The sequence below is a fragment of the Pseudenhygromyxa sp. WMMC2535 genome, from assembly GCF_011083025.2.
Window position 1 is genome coordinate 20,250 of sequence record NZ_JABJWV010000001.1, and the last position, 18,228, is coordinate 38,477.

General features: G+C 69.3%; 14 protein-coding genes. 5 read left to right on the forward strand and 9 right to left on the reverse strand.

Annotated features, from left to right (window positions below; genetic code table 11):
• Window positions 1-8: 8 nt before the first annotated feature.
• The 5 genes from G6O69_RS00090 to G6O69_RS00110 all read right to left on the reverse strand — a co-directional run bounded on the left by G6O69_RS00090 (window position 9) and on the right by G6O69_RS00110 (window position 7,100).
• Window positions 9-1,961, reverse strand: a complete 1,953-nt coding sequence (locus G6O69_RS00090; RefSeq protein ID WP_172301329.1) for a DNA topoisomerase IV subunit B — start codon at window positions 1,959-1,961, stop codon at window positions 9-11.
• Window positions 1,961-4,456, reverse strand: a complete 2,496-nt coding sequence (locus tag G6O69_RS00095) for a DNA topoisomerase IV subunit A (protein ID WP_172301331.1) — start codon at window positions 4,454-4,456, stop codon at window positions 1,961-1,963. Before G6O69_RS00095 ends, G6O69_RS00090 begins: the two co-directional genes overlap by 1 nt.
• A 194-nt stretch (window positions 4,457-4,650) precedes the next feature.
• Window positions 4,651-5,790 (reverse strand): metallophosphoesterase, encoded by a 1,140-nt coding sequence (locus G6O69_RS00100; RefSeq protein WP_172301333.1) that lies wholly within the window; start codon window positions 5,788-5,790, stop codon window positions 4,651-4,653.
• Between the two features lie 11 nt (window positions 5,791-5,801).
• On the reverse strand, window positions 5,802-6,200 hold the full coding sequence (locus G6O69_RS00105) for a TraR/DksA family transcriptional regulator (protein ID WP_172301335.1): 399 nt from the start codon (window positions 6,198-6,200) through the stop codon (window positions 5,802-5,804).
• Between the two features lie 24 nt (window positions 6,201-6,224).
• Window positions 6,225-7,100, reverse strand: a complete 876-nt coding sequence (locus tag G6O69_RS00110; RefSeq protein ID WP_172301337.1) for a hypothetical protein — start codon at window positions 7,098-7,100, stop codon at window positions 6,225-6,227.
• A 70-nt stretch (window positions 7,101-7,170) separates the two neighbouring features.
• Between G6O69_RS00110 and G6O69_RS00115 the strand changes: the two genes are divergently transcribed.
• From G6O69_RS00115 to G6O69_RS00125, 3 genes are all read left to right on the forward strand, one after another.
• Complete coding sequence (locus tag G6O69_RS00115) at window positions 7,171-8,319, forward strand: FIST C-terminal domain-containing protein (RefSeq protein WP_172301338.1); 1,149 nt, start codon at window positions 7,171-7,173, stop codon at window positions 8,317-8,319.
• Window positions 8,320-8,435: 116 nt separating this feature from the next.
• Complete coding sequence (locus tag G6O69_RS00120; RefSeq protein WP_172301340.1) at window positions 8,436-10,109, forward strand: ATP-binding protein; 1,674 nt, start codon at window positions 8,436-8,438, stop codon at window positions 10,107-10,109.
• A gap of 79 nt (window positions 10,110-10,188) precedes the next feature.
• The gene (locus G6O69_RS00125; protein WP_172301342.1) at window positions 10,189-10,764 is read left to right on the forward strand and encodes a hypothetical protein; all 576 of its coding nucleotides are present in this window, start codon (window positions 10,189-10,191) and stop codon (window positions 10,762-10,764) included.
• 56 nt (window positions 10,765-10,820) lie between these two features.
• Here the strand turns inward: G6O69_RS00125 and G6O69_RS00130 are convergent, their stop codons facing one another.
• On the reverse strand, window positions 10,821-11,987 hold the full coding sequence (locus tag G6O69_RS00130) for a putative metal-binding motif-containing protein (protein WP_172301344.1): 1,167 nt from the start codon (window positions 11,985-11,987) through the stop codon (window positions 10,821-10,823).
• A 191-nt stretch (window positions 11,988-12,178) separates the two neighbouring features.
• Between G6O69_RS00130 and G6O69_RS00135 the strand changes: the two genes are divergently transcribed.
• Complete coding sequence (locus tag G6O69_RS00135) at window positions 12,179-12,823, forward strand: YqaA family protein (RefSeq protein ID WP_346016983.1); 645 nt, start codon at window positions 12,179-12,181, stop codon at window positions 12,821-12,823.
• An 88-nt stretch (window positions 12,824-12,911) separates the two neighbouring features.
• Here the strand turns inward: G6O69_RS00135 and G6O69_RS00140 are convergent, their stop codons facing one another.
• The 3 genes from G6O69_RS00140 to G6O69_RS00150 form a co-directional block, all read right to left on the reverse strand.
• A complete protein-coding gene (locus G6O69_RS00140; RefSeq protein ID WP_176396529.1) occupies window positions 12,912-13,523 on the reverse strand; it encodes a hypothetical protein in 612 nt (203 codons plus the stop codon).
• A gap of 670 nt (window positions 13,524-14,193) precedes the next feature.
• A complete protein-coding gene (mreC, locus tag G6O69_RS00145) occupies window positions 14,194-15,078 on the reverse strand; it encodes a rod shape-determining protein MreC (protein WP_172301348.1) in 885 nt (294 codons plus the stop codon).
• A 40-nt stretch (window positions 15,079-15,118) separates the two neighbouring features.
• The gene (locus tag G6O69_RS00150) at window positions 15,119-16,153 is read right to left on the reverse strand and encodes a rod shape-determining protein (RefSeq protein WP_172301350.1); all 1,035 of its coding nucleotides are present in this window, start codon (window positions 16,151-16,153) and stop codon (window positions 15,119-15,121) included.
• A 255-nt stretch (window positions 16,154-16,408) separates the two neighbouring features.
• Between G6O69_RS00150 and G6O69_RS00155 the strand changes: the two genes are divergently transcribed.
• Window positions 16,409-18,184, forward strand: a complete 1,776-nt coding sequence (locus tag G6O69_RS00155) for a peptidylprolyl isomerase (protein WP_172301352.1) — start codon at window positions 16,409-16,411, stop codon at window positions 18,182-18,184.
• Window positions 18,185-18,228 lie beyond the last annotated feature (44 nt).

The window sequence follows — 18,228 nt, forward strand, 5'->3', positions numbered from 1 at the left end:
CGGGGCGATCAGATGTCGAGCTCGTCGGCCTCGGACGCGCGCTCCATGATGAACTGGTAGCGCATCGACGCGTCCTTGCCCATGAGGTCGTGGATCGTGCGATCCGTGGCCAGCTCGTCCTCGATGCCCACGCGGATCAGCTGGCGCTTCTTGGGATCCAAGGTCGTGTCGCGCAGGGTCTTGGGCATCATCTCGCCAAGACCCTTGAAGCGCTGGATCTCCGGCTTGCCGCGCTTGATGCCCGCGAGGATGCGCTGGAGGTGGGCGTCGTCGGCCGCCCAGTGCGTCTCCTTGCCCACGTCCACGCGAAACAGCGGCGGCTGGGCCAGGTAGACGTGGCCGGTGCGGATCAGCTCCGGCATGTACTTGTAGAAGAAGGTCAGCAGCAAGGTCGCGATGTGGTGGCCGTCGGAGTCGGCGTCCATCAGCAGGATCACGCGATCGTAGCGCAGCCGGCTGACGTCGAAGTCCTTGCCGATCCCGCAGCCGAGGGCCTTGACGATGTTGCCGAGCTCCTCGTTCTTGGCGACCTTGGCCAGGCTCGCCTGGGCGGCGTTGAGCACCTTGCCGCGCAGGGGCAAGATCGCCTGGGTGTTGCGGTCGCGGCCCATCTTGGCCGAGCCGCCGGCGGAGTCACCCTCGACGATGAACAGCTCGGACTTGCGCGGGTCACTGCTCGCGCAGTCGGCCAGCTTGCCCGGGAGGTTGACCCGCGCCTGGCCGGCGGCCTTGCGCGTGACCGAGGAGACCGCGGCCCGCGAGGCCGCCCGCGCCCGCGAGGCCAGGATGATCCGCGCGACGATCGCGTCGCCGACGCTGCGGTTCTCGTGCAGCCACTGCTCGAGGGCCGGGGCGACGGCGCTCTCGACTTGATTGGCGACCTCGGGGTTGTTGAGCCGGTTTTTGGTCTGGCTCTGGAACTGCGGCTCGAGCACGTAGACGGAGATCAGCGCGAGCAGGCCCTCGCGGATGTCCTCGAGGCCGATGCTCACGCCCTTGGGCTCGAGCTTGTGCGCGGCCACGTAGGCGCGGATCGCCTTGCCCAGGCCGCTGCGCAGGCCCTTCTCGTGCGTCCCGCCGTCGGGCGTGGGCACGCCGTTGACGTAGGAATTGATCGTGGTGTCGGTGGCCTCGGTCCACGCCAGGGCGAGCTCGAGGCGCGGCTCCTCGTTGCGCTCGAGATAGAACTGGCCGCTGTGCACGGCTCGCTTGCCGCGCACGGCGACGAGCTTGTCGAGGTACTCGGCGATGCCCTCGGCGTGGTGGAAGGTCTCGGTCTTGCCCGTGGCCTGGTCCGTGAAGCTGATCTTCAGGCCCTTGTGCAGGTAGCTCTTGGCCTCGATGCGCTGGCGGAGCACGTCGGGGTCGAGGGTCGCCTTGGCCCCGAAGATCTCGGGGTCCGGGCGCAGGAACACCTCGGTCCCGGTCCCGCGCGCGCTGCCCGACTTGCGCATCTTCCCCTGGAGCACGCCGCGGTCGAAGACCACCTCGTGGATCTTGCCGCTGCGCTTGACCCGGACCTCGAGGCGCTCGGCGAGGGCGTTGGCCACGGCCGCGCCCACGCCGTGCAGACCGCCGGAGTGCTTGTAGCTCTCGCCGTCGAACTTCCCGCCGGCGCCCAGCTGGGTGAACACGGCGACCACCGCCGGCATCTTGAGCTCGGGGTGCTTGTCGACCGGGATGCCGCGGCCGTCGTCGATGATCGTGATCCCGCGGTGGTCGGCCTCGAGCACGACCTCGATCTTGCTCGCGTGGCCGTTGATGACCTCGTCCACCGAGTTGTCGAGGATCTCCCACACGATGTGGTGCAGGCCGTCCTTGTTGACCCCGCCGATGTACATGCCCGGGCGGGCGCGGACGTGGTCGATGTTCTGGAGGATCTGGATCGACTCGGCGCCGTAGCCCCCGCCACCGGTCTTGCGCTTGCCCGTCTTGGTCTTGGTGGTCTTGGTCTTGGCCATCATTCACTCTCCACGAGGCCGAGCTCGACGAGGCGTGCCGCGCCGGCTTCGAAGTCGGGGGTCTCGGGCAAAGGCGCGCTCACGGCCTCGACCGAGCCGCGCTTCATGATCGGGCGGCCCTTGCCGCCGCGGTTGGTGACCGTGGCCTTGGCCGCGCTGATCTTGATCGTCCCGCCGGAGGACTTTTGGATCTCGACGGTGGTCTTGGCCTTCCAGCAGGCCAGGACCTCGTCCTTGGCCTCGAGCTTGATCATCGTGACCCCGCGCCCGGGGCCGGCCAGCAAGTTGATGTCCATGACGTTGCAGCACAGCAGCTTGCCCTTGCGGCTCAGCGCGCAGACGTCGTCTTCGGCGTAGACCTGGAACACGTCGACGAACTCGTCGCCGGACTTGAGCTTGCCGAAGAGTCGGCCGTTGCGGGTGCTCGGCTCGCGGTGCGGCCACAGCGTGAAGCGCAGGGCCAGGCCGCCCTTGGACACGGCCAGGAAGTGCGGGTAGGGCTCCTCGTACTCCTCGCCCAGGTCGGGCTTCTCGGCCGCGGCGAACTCCGGCATGAAGCGCGAGTCCGTGGTCGCCGCGCCGATCACCTTCTCGCCGTCCTTGAACTTGAACAGCTGCTGGATCGGCGTGCCGTGGCCCGAGGAGGCCGGCACGTCGTTGATGCGCAGCACGTAGGCCGAGCCGCGGTTGGAGAACAACACCACGCTCTCGCGGGTGCTGCCCCCGAGCAGGGCCAGGGGCGCGTCGCCGTCGCGCATCCGCGTGCTCTCGAGGTTCACGCTGCGCTGGCGCTTGATCCAGCCGTCGCGGGTCACGAGGACCATGGCGTCCTCCTCGATGATGAAGGACTCGGCCGAGAACTCCTCGGTCAGGTCCTCGGCGTCGATCCGCGTGCGCCGGCGGTCACCAAACTCGGCGACCAGGGCCTCGAGCTCGTCCTTGACCACCTTCCACAGCTTCGCCTCGCTCTTGAGGATCGCGCGGATCTTCTTGGCCTGCTTGCGCTTGTCCTCGAGCTCCTCGCGGATCTTGAGGATCTCGAGCTTGGCGAGCTTGTAGAGCCGGGTCTCGAGGATCGCGTCGGCCTGGATCTGGTCCAAGTCGAAGGCCTTGATCAGCTTCTTGGCCGCGTCCTGGCGCCCGTCGCTGCCGCGGATCAGCTTGATCGCGCGGTCGAGGGCGTCGAAGATCTTCTCGAAGCCCTCGAGGATGTGGATGCGCTCCTCGAGCTTGCGCAGGTCGTACTCGAAGCGCCGGCGGACCGTGAGCAGGCGGAAGTCGAGGAACTCGCGCAGGATCGACTTGAGGTCGAGGCGCGCCGGGGCCGAGACCTCGGGGTTCGCCGTGGGCACGAGCACCGTGAGGTCGAGCTTGACCGTGGTCTGCAAGCGCGTGTGCTTGAACAGGTAGGCCATGACCAGCTCGGGGTCGACCTCGACCTTGGGGTCGAGCTCGATCTCCACGCGGATGTCCTCGGTGCTCAGGTCCTGGACCCCGATGACCATGGGCAGCTTCTTGCCCAGGATGATCTGGCCGATCTCCTCGACCAGGGCGCTCTTCTCCACGCCCCAGGGCACCTCGGTGATCACGATCATCGGGTTGCGCCCGGCCTTCTTCTTGGACCCACGGCCGTCGGCCGGCTTGCCCTCCTCGAAGGTCCAGCTCCCGCGCAGCTTGAAGGTGGACTTGCCCTGCTCGTAGGCCTGGCGCAGCTCCGTGCGCGAGGCGACCAGCTGGCCGCCGGTCGGGAAGTCCGGGCCCTTGAGCTTGCCCATCAGCTTGGCGACCGTGGCCTCGGGGTCGTCGATCAGCATCAAGCTCGCGCGCACGACCTCGCCGAGGTTGTGCGGCGGGATCGCGGTCGCCATGCCCACGGCGATGCCCGTGGCCCCGTTGACCAGGATGTTGGGGAAGCGGGCCGGGAGCACGATCGGCTCGTTGCCCGTGCCGTCGAAGGTCGGCCGAAAGTGGACGGTGTCGCGCTTGAGCTCCTCGAGCAGCTCGCTCGACAGCGCCGTCAGCTTGGCCTCGGTGTAGCGGTAGGCGGCCGCCGAGTCGCCGTCGATCGAGCCGAAGTTGCCCTGACCGTCGACCAGCGGCATGCGCATGTTGAAGGCCTGAGCCATGCGCACCATGGCGTCGTAGACCGCCGTGTCGCCGTGCGGGTGATACTTACCGATCACGTCACCGACGACCTTGGCGCTCTTGCGGTGGCGCGCGTCGTGGGTCAGCCGCAGATCGTTGAACATCGTGAACAAGATCCGCCGCTGGACCGGCTTGAGGCCGTCGCGGACGTCGGGGATGGCCCGCGCCGTGATCACGCTCAGCGCGTAGTTGAGGTACTTGCGGCGGGCGTGCTCGGCGAGGTCACCCTCGACGACGCCAGCGCTGCCGCCGGAGCCTTGTCCGGCAGGGGCCGCCTCCTCACCCTTGGGCTTTCGGCGGGCTTCCGGGGGCTGATCTGGCGGGACGGGGATGAGCTCGAGCTGGGGCATCGATCGCGGAAAGTGGTTTGATTCCGGGGGCTTGGAGCGCCCCTCGGGATACTTGGTGCCGAGGGTACACGTTTGGAGATCCGGGTCAAACTTTCAGCAGGGGAAGCGGCCAGCGCCGGCTGCGCGTGACCTGGCTCGGATCACGGTCGCCCGGCTCGGCGACACCCGAGTCAGCCCGATCGTTCTCGGCCCGCTCAGCCCTCGCGCAGGACCTCGAGCTCGCCCCCGCGCAGCTCGAGCACCTGCAGCGGCCCGCCGTAGTAGGCCGCCATGCCCACGTCGATCATCCACACCTTGCCGTCGCAGGCCGAGCCGATGCCCTCCTTGTGGACGGTGTGGCCGACGATCATCCGCGCGACGCCGAGCGCGTCGAGGGCCTCGTCGAGCAGGGCGCAGTCTGCCTCGTCGGGCTGGTCGGAGTAGTGGCGACTCCACACCGGCCCGTCGGGATCGATGATCGCCTTGGGCGGCTCGCGCAGCTCGCCGCGCAAGAAGGCCTGGCCGTCGGCGTTGACCGCCTCGAAGCGCCGGGCGTAGTCGGGCAGCACCCCGCCGTGGACGAAGGCGCTGTCGCCGACGACCAAGATCGTGTTGCGCTTGGCGAGCTCGAGGGCCCAGGGCATGCCCGGCATGAAGGCGGCGACGCGGGCTCGGGCCTCCTCGGGCACGCGCGCCATGACCGCGGCCAGGCGCGGATCCTCGGGGTCGACCCCGGGGGCGTCCTCGAAGTCCTCGAAGCCGCCGGGGGTCACGTAGCGCAGATCCCCGAGGGCGTTCATGTACTCGTGGTTGCCGTTGAGCAGGTGCACGGCGCCGCCGGCCGCCTCGGCCTCGTGCTGGAGCCGCGCGAGGAGCTCGAGGATGGCCTGCTCACCGTCGCCGCGGTCGAGCTGGTCGCCGGTCTGGACCAAGACCAGCTCGCCGCCGATCCAGTGGTCCTCTCCGTCGATGGCTCCGGCCAGGCGAAGGGCCCGACGCGTGGCCTCGAGGTCACCGTGGACGTCGCCAATCGCGACCAGGCGCGCGGGCGCGTCGTAGCGGCTCTTGGCCGCGGGCAGCTCGCCCGGGAGGATCTCGGCGGCCTGGCTGCCCACGCCCTCGGCCGCGGCGCCAGCGGCCGCTGCTCCCCCAGCGCCCTCGCCTTCGCCCTTGCCGGCCAAAGACGGCCCCGGCGCGTCCTCGATGGAGACCTTCCGCACCGCGCTGGCGTCACGCTGCGCGTCGAGCTCGTGGGCCGCCGGCGGCTTGGTGCAGGCGAGCGCCAAGCTCGACACCGCGCTCAGCACGACAAAGGAAGCACGGAAGAGGGCTCGAGCCTGGGGGCGGGCGCGCATGGTGACTCGATTCAGTAGGCGATGGGCTCGTCGCCGTGCGGGTCCTCGACCCCGCCCTCACCCTCGAGGGCCTCCTGGGCCGCGGCGGTGTAGCGCGTGGTCGGGCGCAGCTCGAGGCGGCGGAAGGGGATCGGCTCGTCGGTCTCCTCGCAGATCCCGTAGCTGCCCTCGTCCATGCGCGCGAGCGCGGCCTCGACCTCGGTGAGGCGGGCCCGGTCGCGGGTCAGGAGCTGGCGCGCTCGGTAGCGGCCCGCCTCGTGGGCGGCGGCATCCTCGACGTCACCGGGGTCGACGTTGGTGTTCTCGGCGACCTCCTGGCCGCCCGTGCTCACGCGCCCACGCAGCTGCTCCGCCTCGTCCTCGAGGGCGGCACGCAGCCGCGCGACTTGATCTTTGGACAGGTGCTCCATGGATCCCGCACCCGCGATGGTGACTCACTGGGCAGACAGGCTCAAGGGCAGCTGCGCGGTCGCGCCGGCGGCCGCCGCCAGCGTCCAGCCCTCGGCGACGGAGGCCAGGCATGCACGCAGCGCCTCGCCCAGGACCTCGGCGCCGCCAACGTCGACCTCGGTGACCTTCCCGGAGGCGTCGAAGCGCAACCCCAAGGTCGCGCGCCCGAGCTGGCTGGCGTCCTTGCTCAGAGCCATGGCGTGGCAGGTCTCGAGCCCGCGCAGGTCGGCCTCGGCGAGCTCGCGCAGGGCCACGGCCGTCGCCGCCTTGGCGCCGCGGATCTCCGGCGTGCCCACGCTGACCTTGGGACGCTTGCGCGTGCGATCACCCGCGCCAAAGCTCAGGGCGTCCCCATCGACCCCCACGCCGGCCTTGAACCCGGCGTCGAACTCGTCTTGGGTGAGGGTCGACTCGTCGAGCAGGGCGAGCAATTCGGCGTCGGCCTCGGGCGTCCCGGGCGCGGGGCCCGAGGGCAGCTCGGGTGCCAGCGGATCCGACCTGGAATCTGCCTCGCCCGCCGCCGCGACCTCGACCGATCCGTCACCCTCTTCGGCCTCGCTCGCGTCAGAAGTATCAGGCGTATCGGGCGTATCAGTGACTACACCCCCAGCCGTGGCCGCCCCCTCGACCGCCTGCTCCCCCTCGATCGTCGCGGCCACGCGCGCGCGCTCCTGAGCGGCCGTAGGCGGCAGCTCCTCGAGCGCGGGCGAACCTTCGCCAGCCTCGGCGGTGGGGCTCGGCGCGGCCTCGGCCACGCGCGGCTCGACCTGCTCGACCGACGCCGCCCCTTCATCTTTTGCGCAGCTCGACGAGGCGAGCACAGTCAGGACCGGGGCGAGAGCGAGCAGGGAGCGGCGCACCGAGCAATTGATGTCCGGGCGCGCCCGCGGGTCAAGGCCCCCCGCGGTGCAAACGCGCTATGCTCGAACAATGCCGGCGGCGGCATGGAAGCACCACTGCCCCCAGGCCACCGCGGGGGCCATCGCTAGGGCCGCCCAGCGCCTCGACCTGCGCGCGGACGACTGCCTGCTCGCGCTCGTCGCCGAGGGCGGCGACCCGGATCTCGAGGCCATCGTCGCCGCCCTGTCCGAGGCGCCCTGTCCCTTCTTTGGCGGGCTCTTCCCCGAGCTGTTGATCGCCGGCGCCCGGCACCGCGAGGGCGCGCTGCTCCTGCGCGTCCCCAGCCTCGCCGCGCCCCTGGCCGTCGCCGACTTCGACGCGCCCGAGGCCGCCCTCGCCAGCTTGGCCGCGGTCTTGCCCGCCGCCGGCGAGCCTCCGGCCACGCTCTTCGTGCTCGTCGACGGCCTCGCCCCCGGGCTCTCGCGCCTGCTCGAGGCGACCTACGACGAATTCGGCGATCGCGTGCGCTACTGGGGCGGCGGCGCCGGGACCAGCGACTTCGCGGCGCGCCCTTGCCTGTTCACGCGCGCGGGCGTGTTCCAAGGCGGCGCCGTGCTGTGCATGAGCAGCCTGCACGCCAGCTTGGGCGTCCGCCACGGCTGGCACGCCTTCCGCGGCCCATTGGTCGCAACCCGAGCCCAGGGCAACGAGGTCCTCCAGCTCAACTGGCGCCCGGCCTTTTCGGTCTACGCCGAGCACGTGGGTGAGCACCTCGGGCGCACCGTCACCCCCGACGAGGTGTTCGAGGTCACGCGCAGCTATCCCCTGGGCCTCCAGCGCCAGGGTCGGGAATTCGTGGTCCGCGATCCCGTGGCCACCCGAGAGTCCGGCGCGCTGCGCTGCGTCGGCGACGTGCCCCAAAACGCGGTGCTCTCGATCCTCCACGGCGACCCCGACAGCCTGATCGCCGCCGCCGAGCAGGCCGCCCGCGAGGCCGCCCGCGCCGACCCGAGCGCGGACACCTGCTACTGCCTGATCGCCGACTGCATCTCGCGCGTGTTCTTCCTCGGCGAGCGCTTCGCGGCCGAGCTCGAGGCGATCACCCGCGGGCTCGGGCCGCTCGCCCAGCGCTGCCCGCCGCTCGGCGTGGCGACCCTCGGCGAGATCTCGTCGCGCGGAGACGGCTACATCGAGCTCTTCAACAAGACCTGCGTCATCGCCACGCTCCACCAGCCCTGAGCCCACGAGCGCCTCTGATCCTTCCCACGACGTCTCCCCCTTTTCCCTCCCCCGTCTCTCCCTTTCCCCCCTTCCCCCCCTCTCCCTTTCCCCCTGCCCGCCAGCGCTTCGAGGCCGTGGACAGCCCAGACCAGACCTTCGCGGACATCTGCGTGCTCTACGAGCTCGCGCTCGCGAGCGGGAGCTCCCTCGATCTGCGCGAGACCTGCCGCGGCTTCGTCTCGACCCTGGCCGCGCGCAAGGGCTTCTCCTACGTGGCGGTGTGGCTGCGCGACGACGCCCTGACGCTGACCGAGCTCGACGCGGTCCCCGAGACCTTGACCCTCTTCCACGCGGCCCCGCGCTCCAAGATCCACGCGCGGCGCATCAGCGGCGCGGACCCGCTGTGGCGCCGCGTCTGCGCCGGGCCGTTCTCGCTCGCGCCCGACTCTCACGAGCACGAGCACGAGCCCAGGGCCCCGACGAACACCCGCGCCTTCTTCCCCCTCTGCGGCCTCGGCATGCTCGAGGTCCACGGCCACCGCGACCTCCCCCTCGGCCCCGTCGAGCTCGCCCAGCTCGACACGGTGATCCGCCACTTCGCCGCGGCCATCGATCGCTGCTTGACCCACAGCCACCTGGTGCTCGAGATCGCCGAGCGCGAGCGCGCCGAGCAAGAGGCCCGGCGCATGCAGGCCCGGCTGCAGGAAGCCCGCAAGCTCGAGGCCGTCAGCCGCCTCGCCGGCGGCATCGCCCACGACTTCAACAACCTGCTGATGAGCATCCTCGGCACCGTCGAGCTCATGCGCCTCGACGCCGAGGACCCCGCGCTCCAGGCCGACCTCGATCAGATCACCACCGATGGCGAGCGCGCCGCGGCGCTGACCAAGCAGCTGCTGACCTTCGCGCGCACCAAGCAGGCCAGGGCCGAGCCCGTCGAGCTCGACGCCGTGGTCCGCGAGGCCGTCGAGCTGCTCCGCCACCGGCCCGACTCGGGGATCGAGCTGGTCCTCGACCTCGAGCTCGACGCCCGCTGCGTCCGCGGCGTGCCGGCCTCGCTGCGCGAGCTCGTCCTCGACCTGGCCTTCAACGCCCGCGACGCCATGCCCGAGGGCGGCAGCTTGACGATCTCGACCCGCGCCGAAGCTGCGCCGGCCAGCGGCGAGCCTCAGCTGGTCTTGCGCGTCAGCGACACCGGCGAGGGCATGACCCCCGAGGTGGCCGAGCGCGCCTTCGAGCCCTTCTTCACCACCAAGGAGCTCGGCAAGGGCTCGGGCCTGGGGCTCGCCGCCGCCTATGGCGTCGTGCGCAGCCACGGCGGCGAGATCAGCACGCACAGCAGCCCGGGGCTCGGCACCACCTTCGAGGTCCGCCTGCCCGAGCTCGCCGCGCCCTGCAAGCCCGAGCGCGACCTGGCGAACCTCGGCCCGCGCTTCGCCGCTCCCGGCCTGGTGCTGCTCGTGGACGACAGCGCGGGCCCGCGCCAGGTCGCCTCGCGCCTGCTCTCTCGCCTCGGCTTCGAGGTCATGGCCGCCCCCGATGGGCCGACCGCCCTCGACCTGCTCCGCGCCCGCAGCGACGAGCTGCGCGGCGCGGTCCTCGACGTGCGCATGCCCGGCATGAACGGCGTCGAGACCCTCCGGCGCCTGCGCGAGCTCAACCCCGAGCTGCCCGTGGTCATGGCCTCGGGCTACGCCGACCCCGAGCACCTCGACGAGCTCGCCACCCTCGGCGTCCACGACGTGCTGCGCAAGCCCTACACCCTCGACGAGCTCGGCGGGGCGCTCGCGCGGGTGCTCGCCAGCGCGTGACACTCGGCGGCTCTGCCCGCCCCCAACCCGAGCGCGCCGCGACCCCAAAAAAGCACTGACGGATGCACCGCCGCCGGCGATGGCCGCCGGTGAGATGCGAGACAACACTCGACCCCTTCACCGCCCCTCGACCACCGCCTTGTTCATCGCCCTCGTCTGCGCCCCGCTCGCGGCCTGCGACAGCGAGGAGATCGAGACGACCGACATGCTCGAGCTCTCGGACGGCGAGTTCGGCGGCGACGAATTCCGAGCGGCCAACTACTACATCCCCGTCGGCACCCACGACGTCGCCAACTGCGACACCATCGCCGGCTGGGTCAAGGACGGCGACACGACCGCCCCGACTTGGGTGACGATCCACCGCGACGCCGCCTGGCCCAACGGCCAGGAGGTCGCCGTGGTCCAGGCCAACCTCTACCGCGCCGACCTCGACTTCGCCGACAAAAACCACGGCTTCTCGATCCCCACCCCGGCCTCGCTCAAGACCGGGCTGCCGGTGCGCCTGTACATCCACGGCATCAACGTCGACGCCAACGGCGACTGGGACGTCAACGCCCTCAGCCCGCTGCTCAGCCAGACCGGCAAGGAGATCTGTTGCGGAGACCTGTGCGACTTCGACTCTGGCGGGGACTTCGTCGACATCCCCCAGCAGTGAGGTCGGCGCGGCCGCGAGTCTGGAGCGCTGCGCTCCAGGCTCGCGCCGCATGCCGCTCAGCGCACCCAGACGACGTAGGCCACTCCGCCGTCGGGGTAGTTGATCTTGAACCCGTCCTCGTAGTTGCGAAACATCCACCCCGCGCCGTCGGTCCCGCAGGCGGTCATCCCCATGTTGCGCTCCGTCGACTCGGAGAAGTCCCAGCCCGAGCCCAAGTTGTTGTGGGTCTTGCAGTCGTCGTAGGCGCCAGCCGGCTTGTTGACCTGCCCCTCCCCCTCGTCGGCGTAGGACTTGGCGCCCCCGCACCAGTAGTAGCCGTTGGGGTCGTTGTAGAGCAGGTATCCGTTTTGACCAAAGTCGATGCGCAGGTCGTCACGCGAGATCCACTCGCTGAGATAGCCCTCGTCGCCGCCTGCGTAGGCCGCCAGGCGCAGCTGCGTGTACTCGAAGTCGTTGAGGTCGAGCCAGGCCTGGACCCCGTCCGAGACCTCGCTCGAGGCCAGGCTCGGACCGACCGCGAGCTGCTGGTTCTCGACGTAGCCGTCGCCAAAGTCACCGACGTCAGACCCCTCGTTGACCGAGTTGATGATCAGCGCGGCGGTCATGCCCTCTTCGGTCATGTCGCACCACACCTCCACGGGCTCGCCGCCCTCGTCGACGCCCTCGGGATCGATCAGGTAGACCCCGTCCTCGATCCCCGCGCCAGAGTCGTAGATCGCCTTGCAGGTCCGGCCCAGGGCGCAGACGTCGTTGGCGTCGGGGTAGGCCTCGGGGTCGTTGTCGTTACAGTCCCCGCCCTGACCGATCGAGTCCGGGGGCTGGAGGCAGGACGCGGTCGACGAGCTCTCGTCACCGTAGCCGTCCATGTCCGCGTCGGTGTACCAAAGCGGCGCATCGACGGCGTCGTTGTCCACGAGCTCGTCGCAATCGTTGTCCTTCTCGTCGCAGATCTCCTCCGCGCCTGGATAGACCTCTGGATCGTCGTCGTCGCAGTCGAGGCTCGCCGGCACGCCGTCCATGTCCGCGTCGGGATCGCTGGCGTCCGTCGTCTCCGTCTCGGCGCTCTCGCTCTCCCCGCTGCCCTCGGCGCTCTCGCCTTCCCCGCTCTCGCTCTCCCCGCTCTCCTCGCTCCCCTGGCTCTCCCCGCTGTCGCCGATCTCGTCGTCACTGTCGGCGCTCGCCTCCACGATGTCGTCGCCGCAGCCCAGGCTCGACGCGATCACGAGACACAACGCAGCGCTCCCAGAACACAAAGAAAGTCGCTTCATCTTCCTCCTGTGCCATCTTCACGCATCGCGTGCAAGCGGTATTAGCGCACCTTCATCCCCCCACGCTCCCTCGGTGCACCTCAGCGCACCTGGCGCATTTGGCCGCTTCGTGCGGACCTTCGGCCAGACTGCTAGCTTCCCGGCCCGTGACCGCCGAAGACGCCCAGACGCCCACCTCCGAGCCCGCGCAGGCGCCCAGCAAGCCCAACGTGCTCCGTCGGCTCTACGACTGGGTGCTGGGCTGGGCGGACAGCCGCTACGGGCTCCCGGCCCTCTTCGTCCTCGCCCTCGCCGAGTCGAGCTTCTTCCCCATCCCGCCGGACGTGCTGCTGATCGCCCTTGGCATCGCGGCCCCCACCCGGGCGTTTCGCTTCGCCCTGTGGTGCACGATCGGCTCGGTGATCGGCGGCGTGATTGGCTACTACATCGGCTACGCGGTCTGGTCGAGCGTGGAGCCGATGATCATCCCGCGGCTCTTCTCCGCGGATAAATTCGAACACGCCACCAACTACTATCACGAATACGGCGTTGCGATCGTGTTCGCTGCCGGGTTCTCGCCGATCCCCTACAAGGTGTTCACGATCGCCGCCGGCGTCGCCAAGATCAACCTCCCGGCCTTCATTGCGACCAGCGTGGTCGGCCGGGGCGCCCGCTTCTTTTTGGTCGCCGCCGTCGTCCGCCGCTACGGCGACGCCGCCCGCGACTTCATCGACCGCTACTTCAACCTGGTCACGCTGGCGTTCACGGCCCTGCTGGTCGGTGCCTTCTTGCTGATCAAGGTCGTGCTCTGAATCCCGAGCGCTGAACTCCCCGGGCAAACAAAAAGGGCGGCAGCGACCTCGGTCGCTCCGCCCTCTTTGCATGCCCGCGCCGGCGAGCTCAGGTCAGCATGTCCATGGCCATGAAGCGATCCCCGTGGAGCGCCGCCGCGAGGCCGGGGCCTTCGACGACCTGACGGGTCGGGAGCTCGACGTCGTCGCTGTGATAGGCGACCCAGGAGATGTCCGCCTCGAGGAAGAGCGCCCGCTGGGTCGCCCAGGCCTCGCGGGAGCCCCCGCGGACGTAGAGCCGCACGAAGCCCGGCACCCGAGCCCAGCCCTCGCCGGGGTGCGCCCCGGAGGGGACCCAGCGCAGCTCTCGATCCTCACCACCGGCGCTCATCTGCCCGTACCAGGCGCGCCAGGGGTTGGGGATGCGCTCCCGAAAGCGCCTGCGGTGGTCGAACTCCGCCCAGTGCAGCTCGAAGTCCTCGGCGCTGATCTCTTCGGCGTCGGGGTGCTTGACCATGTAACCGACGCTGACCGGACGCCGCAGCAGGATATCCTCGGGAGAGAAGCGCACGCCCTCGGCGTGAACCTGAAGCTGGCGATGCACCCAGCCCTCGCGGTCGACCTCGTAGAGGGTCACACCCGGGGCTCCATCCTCGCTGCCCTTGTACATCCTGATGTAGCGCATTCCCTGCTTCTCCTCGGAGCCTCTACGCCGGCGCATCCATGGCCGTCGGCGAGAGCTCGATCGATGATTCGATCTAAACAGTCGACAGAAGGGTGTTGAATTCAATCAATCGAATGAAGGTTTCAACTTTGGATCCCGTATCTGTTCGACAATTCTGGTGTACAACGTGGGCGCGTGGATTTCAACATGTATATCAAAAAAATCCAGTGGAGCTGAATTCGTCCCTTTTAGGTACATGGTACCACCCTGGACCATCTCCGATGGGGGGCGAATGTGGTTCGCGCTCAGAGCGCAACACCCAACTAAAACGTCGATATCTGCTTTCGAAGCCCAGAAACGTGATTCAGAGTACAAGTTCTGAGGTGTTTATAAATGAGAAACTAGACCGATTTGGTGGCTGAGTGAAGCACCCACAAGTAGGCGCATGTCACGCTCTTCCAGTCTAGCTGAATTTTCAAGCCTGGCGCGAGCAGCGCAAGAGCGCGCTGAAGCGTGCTCTACAAAGCCTCAAATAGGCCCGAATTCGCACCTCAATGGCCCATTGGGACAGTTACAAATAACTACACTCGGCCTCGTCGACATGTGTCAATGTCCTCAACGTGATACCCAGGTACTCACTTTGGAGCCGCCTGAACGCTGATATTCCGCTACCGAGTGCAGCCATAGGGGGCTCAGGCCCCAGCACCGCAGCCAGAACCACAGCCGCTCAGTGCAGCGGAGACAGGCCGCGCCCGGGCAGCCGCGGCCTGGGCTTTCCGGCCTGCGGATCTGCCTCTGGCGCGTTGGCGAGGACGATCCAGACCATATCGAGGCGATCGAAGCGGACGCTGGGCACGACGTCGACGATCTGCGCGTCGACCTTGCGATCCACGACTGTCACCCGACCCACGGGGTGGCCCTTGGGAAAGAGGTCGTCGACACCCGAGGTCTGGATGACATCACCCTCGACCACCGGCTCGTCACAGGAGATGATTCGAACCCGACACTGATCCTCGCCCAGGCCCTCGAGGATGCCGGGGCAGCGCGTCCTGGCGACCTCGACGGCGATCTTGCTCTCGGGGTCGGTGATCAGCATGACGTCGGCGTGCTCGGCGTGGGTCCGGTTGATCCGGCCCACGACGCCGTCGGGGGCGAGCACGGCCATGCCGGGGCGCACGTAGTCGTCGCCGCGGTCGACGGAGATCTTGACCACGCGGAAGAAGGGCGACTGCTCCACGCCGGTGACCGCGGCCGAGAGCAGATCCTCTGGCACCTGGTCACGCATCTGGAGGGCACGACGCAGCTGGCGGTTCTCTTCGCGCAGCTGGGCGAGCTCGACGAGCTGGCGCTTGTGCTCGCGGTTTTGCTCCTCCAGGCGCTCCTTCTCGTCGAGCATCCGCGCCTGAAAGACCCAGCGCTCGAAGAAACTCCCGACCCAGCGCGCCGAGTAGGTGACCCCCGCCTCGAGCGGCGCGCCGATGCGGTGCACGGCGCGGTCGAAGCCGTTCATCCGGTGGGGGTCCTGGATCGTGCTGCGCAGCAGGAGGATCGGGATGGCCAGCAAGAAGACCACGATCGCGCCGCTGCGGACGTCGCGAAGAGAGACTGCCATGCGCCCGCTCTCCCGCGGCTAGCCGCCGCTACACTCGCCGCTACTCAATGGCGACCTCGCGCAGGATGTCGATCTCGTCGAGGGCCGCGCCCGAACCGAGCACGACGGCGAAGTCGGGCTCGTCGCACAGGAACACCGGCAGGCCGGTCTCCTCGGACAGGAGCACGTCGAGGTTGCGCAGCTGCGCGGCCCCGCCGGTGAGCACGATGCCCTTGTCGACGATGTCGGCGCACAGCTCCGGAGGCGCGCGCTCGAGGACCACGCGCACGGCGTCGACGATGGCCGAGACGGGCTCCGAGAGCGCCTCGCGGATCTCGTCGGAGTCGATCAGCACGGTCTTGGGGATCCCGGCGACGAGATCTCGCCCCTTGACCTCCATGGTCATGACCACGTCCGTGGGCGCCGCCGTGCCGATCTCGATCTTGACCTTCTCGGCGGTGCGCTCGCCGATCAGCAGGTTGTACTTGCGCTTGATGTGCTGGACGATCGCCTCGTCCATCTTGTCGCCGCCGACGCGCACGCTCTTGCAGGCGACGATCCCGGCCAGGGAGATCACCGCGACCTCGGCGGTGCCACCGCCGATGTCGACGACCATGTTGCCGCCGGGCTCGGTGATCGGCAGGCCCGCGCCGATCGCCGCGGCCATCGGCTCTTCGATCAAGAACACCTCGCGCGCGCCAGCGGCCAGGGCCGAGTCACGCACGGCCCGCTTCTCGACCTCGGTGATCCCCGAGGGCACGCAGATGATGATCCGCGGCTTGACCAGGGTCTGGCGGTTGTGCGCGCGGTTGATGAAGTGCCGCATCATCGCCTCGGTGACCTCGAAGTCGGCGATCACCCCGTCTTTCATCGGGCGAATGGCGACGATGTTGCCAGGCGTGCGGCCGAGCATCTCCTTGGCCTCCTTACCGACCGCGAGCACGCGCTTGACGACGCCGCCCTGCTTTTGAACCGCGACCACGCTGGGCTCGTGCGCGACGATGCCCTTGCCCTTGACATAGGTCAGCGTCGTGGCCGTCCCGAGGTCGATGGCCATGTCGTTGGAGAAGAGGCCGTATACCCAGTCGAAGAGCATGCGACGTGCAGGCTGCGGTCGGCCCGGGGGCGCGCTCGCAACCGCTGTGGGATACACGGGCAGACCCCCGCGAGCAAGTGGCCACAGCGGGGACGCCACAGACACCGGAGCGCAGCGTGAACAGCCCGCCAGAGTGGGTGGCTGTGTATCTGCGCAGGTGTTTGCTCACAGCGGCCTCTGGTCCGCCACAGCTCGCGCGATCCCCGAGGGGGCCCCCTACGCAAGGCCGCGCGATGGCAGTAAGGTGCCCGCCCCATGCTCGGCAGCGAACGCGGAAAAGGCGGCAACCTGATCACCTGGTTGATCCTGGGCGTGCTCGCCCTGGCCTTTGGCCTGACCTTTGGCCTGCCCTCGGATCAGCTCTCGCTGGGCGAGGCCGGGCTGGCCCGGGTCTTCGGCACCAACGTGACCAAAGAAGACTTCGCCTATCAGCAGCGGGCGCTCACCACGGTGATGAACACGCTGCCCGAAGGTGAGATGGCCCAAAAATGGGGCGTGCGCGAGGAGGTCTTCGAGGCCGTCATCGAGCGCCTCGTCCTCGTCCACACCGGCGAGGAGCTCGGCCTCACCGTCGAGACTCACGACGCCGAGGTGATGACCCGCGACGGCTACTTCATGGTCCTCGACCTCGAGCGCTCCTACCCCTGGGCCTTCGACGGCAAGTTCGACTACAAACAATTCAAGAATCAGTTCTTGAGCGGCTACTTCCTGGTCTCGGAGCAGCGCTACCTCGAGACCCAGCGCCAGGAGATGCTCGCCCGCCAGGTCCGCGACCTGCTGTCCTCGGCCGCCGTCGTGCCCGAGGCCGAGCTGTGGGAGCGCTACGAGGAAGAGAACAACCAGCTCTCGATCCGCTACGTGCGCCTGCCCTACAACGACTACGCCGAGCTCGTCGATCCCACCGACGCCGAGGTCGAGGGCTGGATCGCCGAGCACGGTGACGAGCTCGCCGAGATCTACGAGCGCGAGGCCGCGCGCTTCCTCAAGCTGCCCGCCGAGGTCGACCTGCGCCTGATCGAGATCGCCAAGCCCACGGCGCCGCCCGAGGGCGCCGAGGCCGAGCTGCTCGCGCTGCACGCCGACAACCTCGCCCGCGCCAGGGCCAAGATCGAGGGCGCCCGCACGTCGATCGTCGACTCCGGTGAGCCCTTCGCCGCCGTCGCGCGCCGCCTGTCCGAGGACCCCGACACCGCCCGCTCCGGCGGCCGCTACGGCTGGACCCAGGTCGCGGGCACCGGCAGCGGCCTCGATCGCGCCGTCGACAAGGCGGCCGAGGGCCTCGCCGACAACGAGGTGTCCGAGATCATCGAGGGCGAGGAGTCCTTCTTCCTGGTCACCGTCGCCGGCCACCGCGAGGGCGACGTCCCCGAGGAAGACGCCAAGCGCGAGCTCGCCGAGGAGGCCGTGCGCACCGCTCGTGGCCGCGAGCTCGCTCGCCAGGCCGCCGAGGAGGCCCTGCTCGCCGTCAAAAACGGCAAGGACATGGCCAAGCTCTTCGACGCCAGCGACGAGACCATCGAGGACTATGGCGTGAGCGAGAGCCCCGCGAGCCGGCCCAAGCACCAGGTCGAGGAGACGGGGCTGTTCACCCATGGCCGCCCGATCCCCGGCCTCGGGGCCAACCCGGAGCTGAGCGACAAGGCCTGGGCCGGCGACCTCGACTCGCCCCTGCTCGACGAGGTCTTCGAAGTCGCTGGTGGCTACCTCGTCGCCGAGCTCGTCGACAAGCAGACCGCCGACCGCGAGGGCTTCGCGGCCGCCCGCGAGGAGCTCTACGACAACGCCGCGCGCTTGCGCGCGAACGGGGTCGTCAGCGGCTTCACCAAGCGGCAGTGCCTGCTCGGCAAGGCCCGCACCCAGCTGCGCATCAACGAGAAGAGCGTCGACAAGATCATGAGCTACGACGGCAACCCGCTCGTCGACGAGGCCGGCAACAGGCTCACGCCCCCCTACAAGGTCTGCTCGCGCGTCGGCGATCGCGGCGGCCTGCTCCAGCTCGCGGCCCTGCAAAGCCGCGGCGTCGGTCGCTAGCCCCAGCTGCTCGCGCCAACTCTCGGCGCCCCACGCTCCCGGAC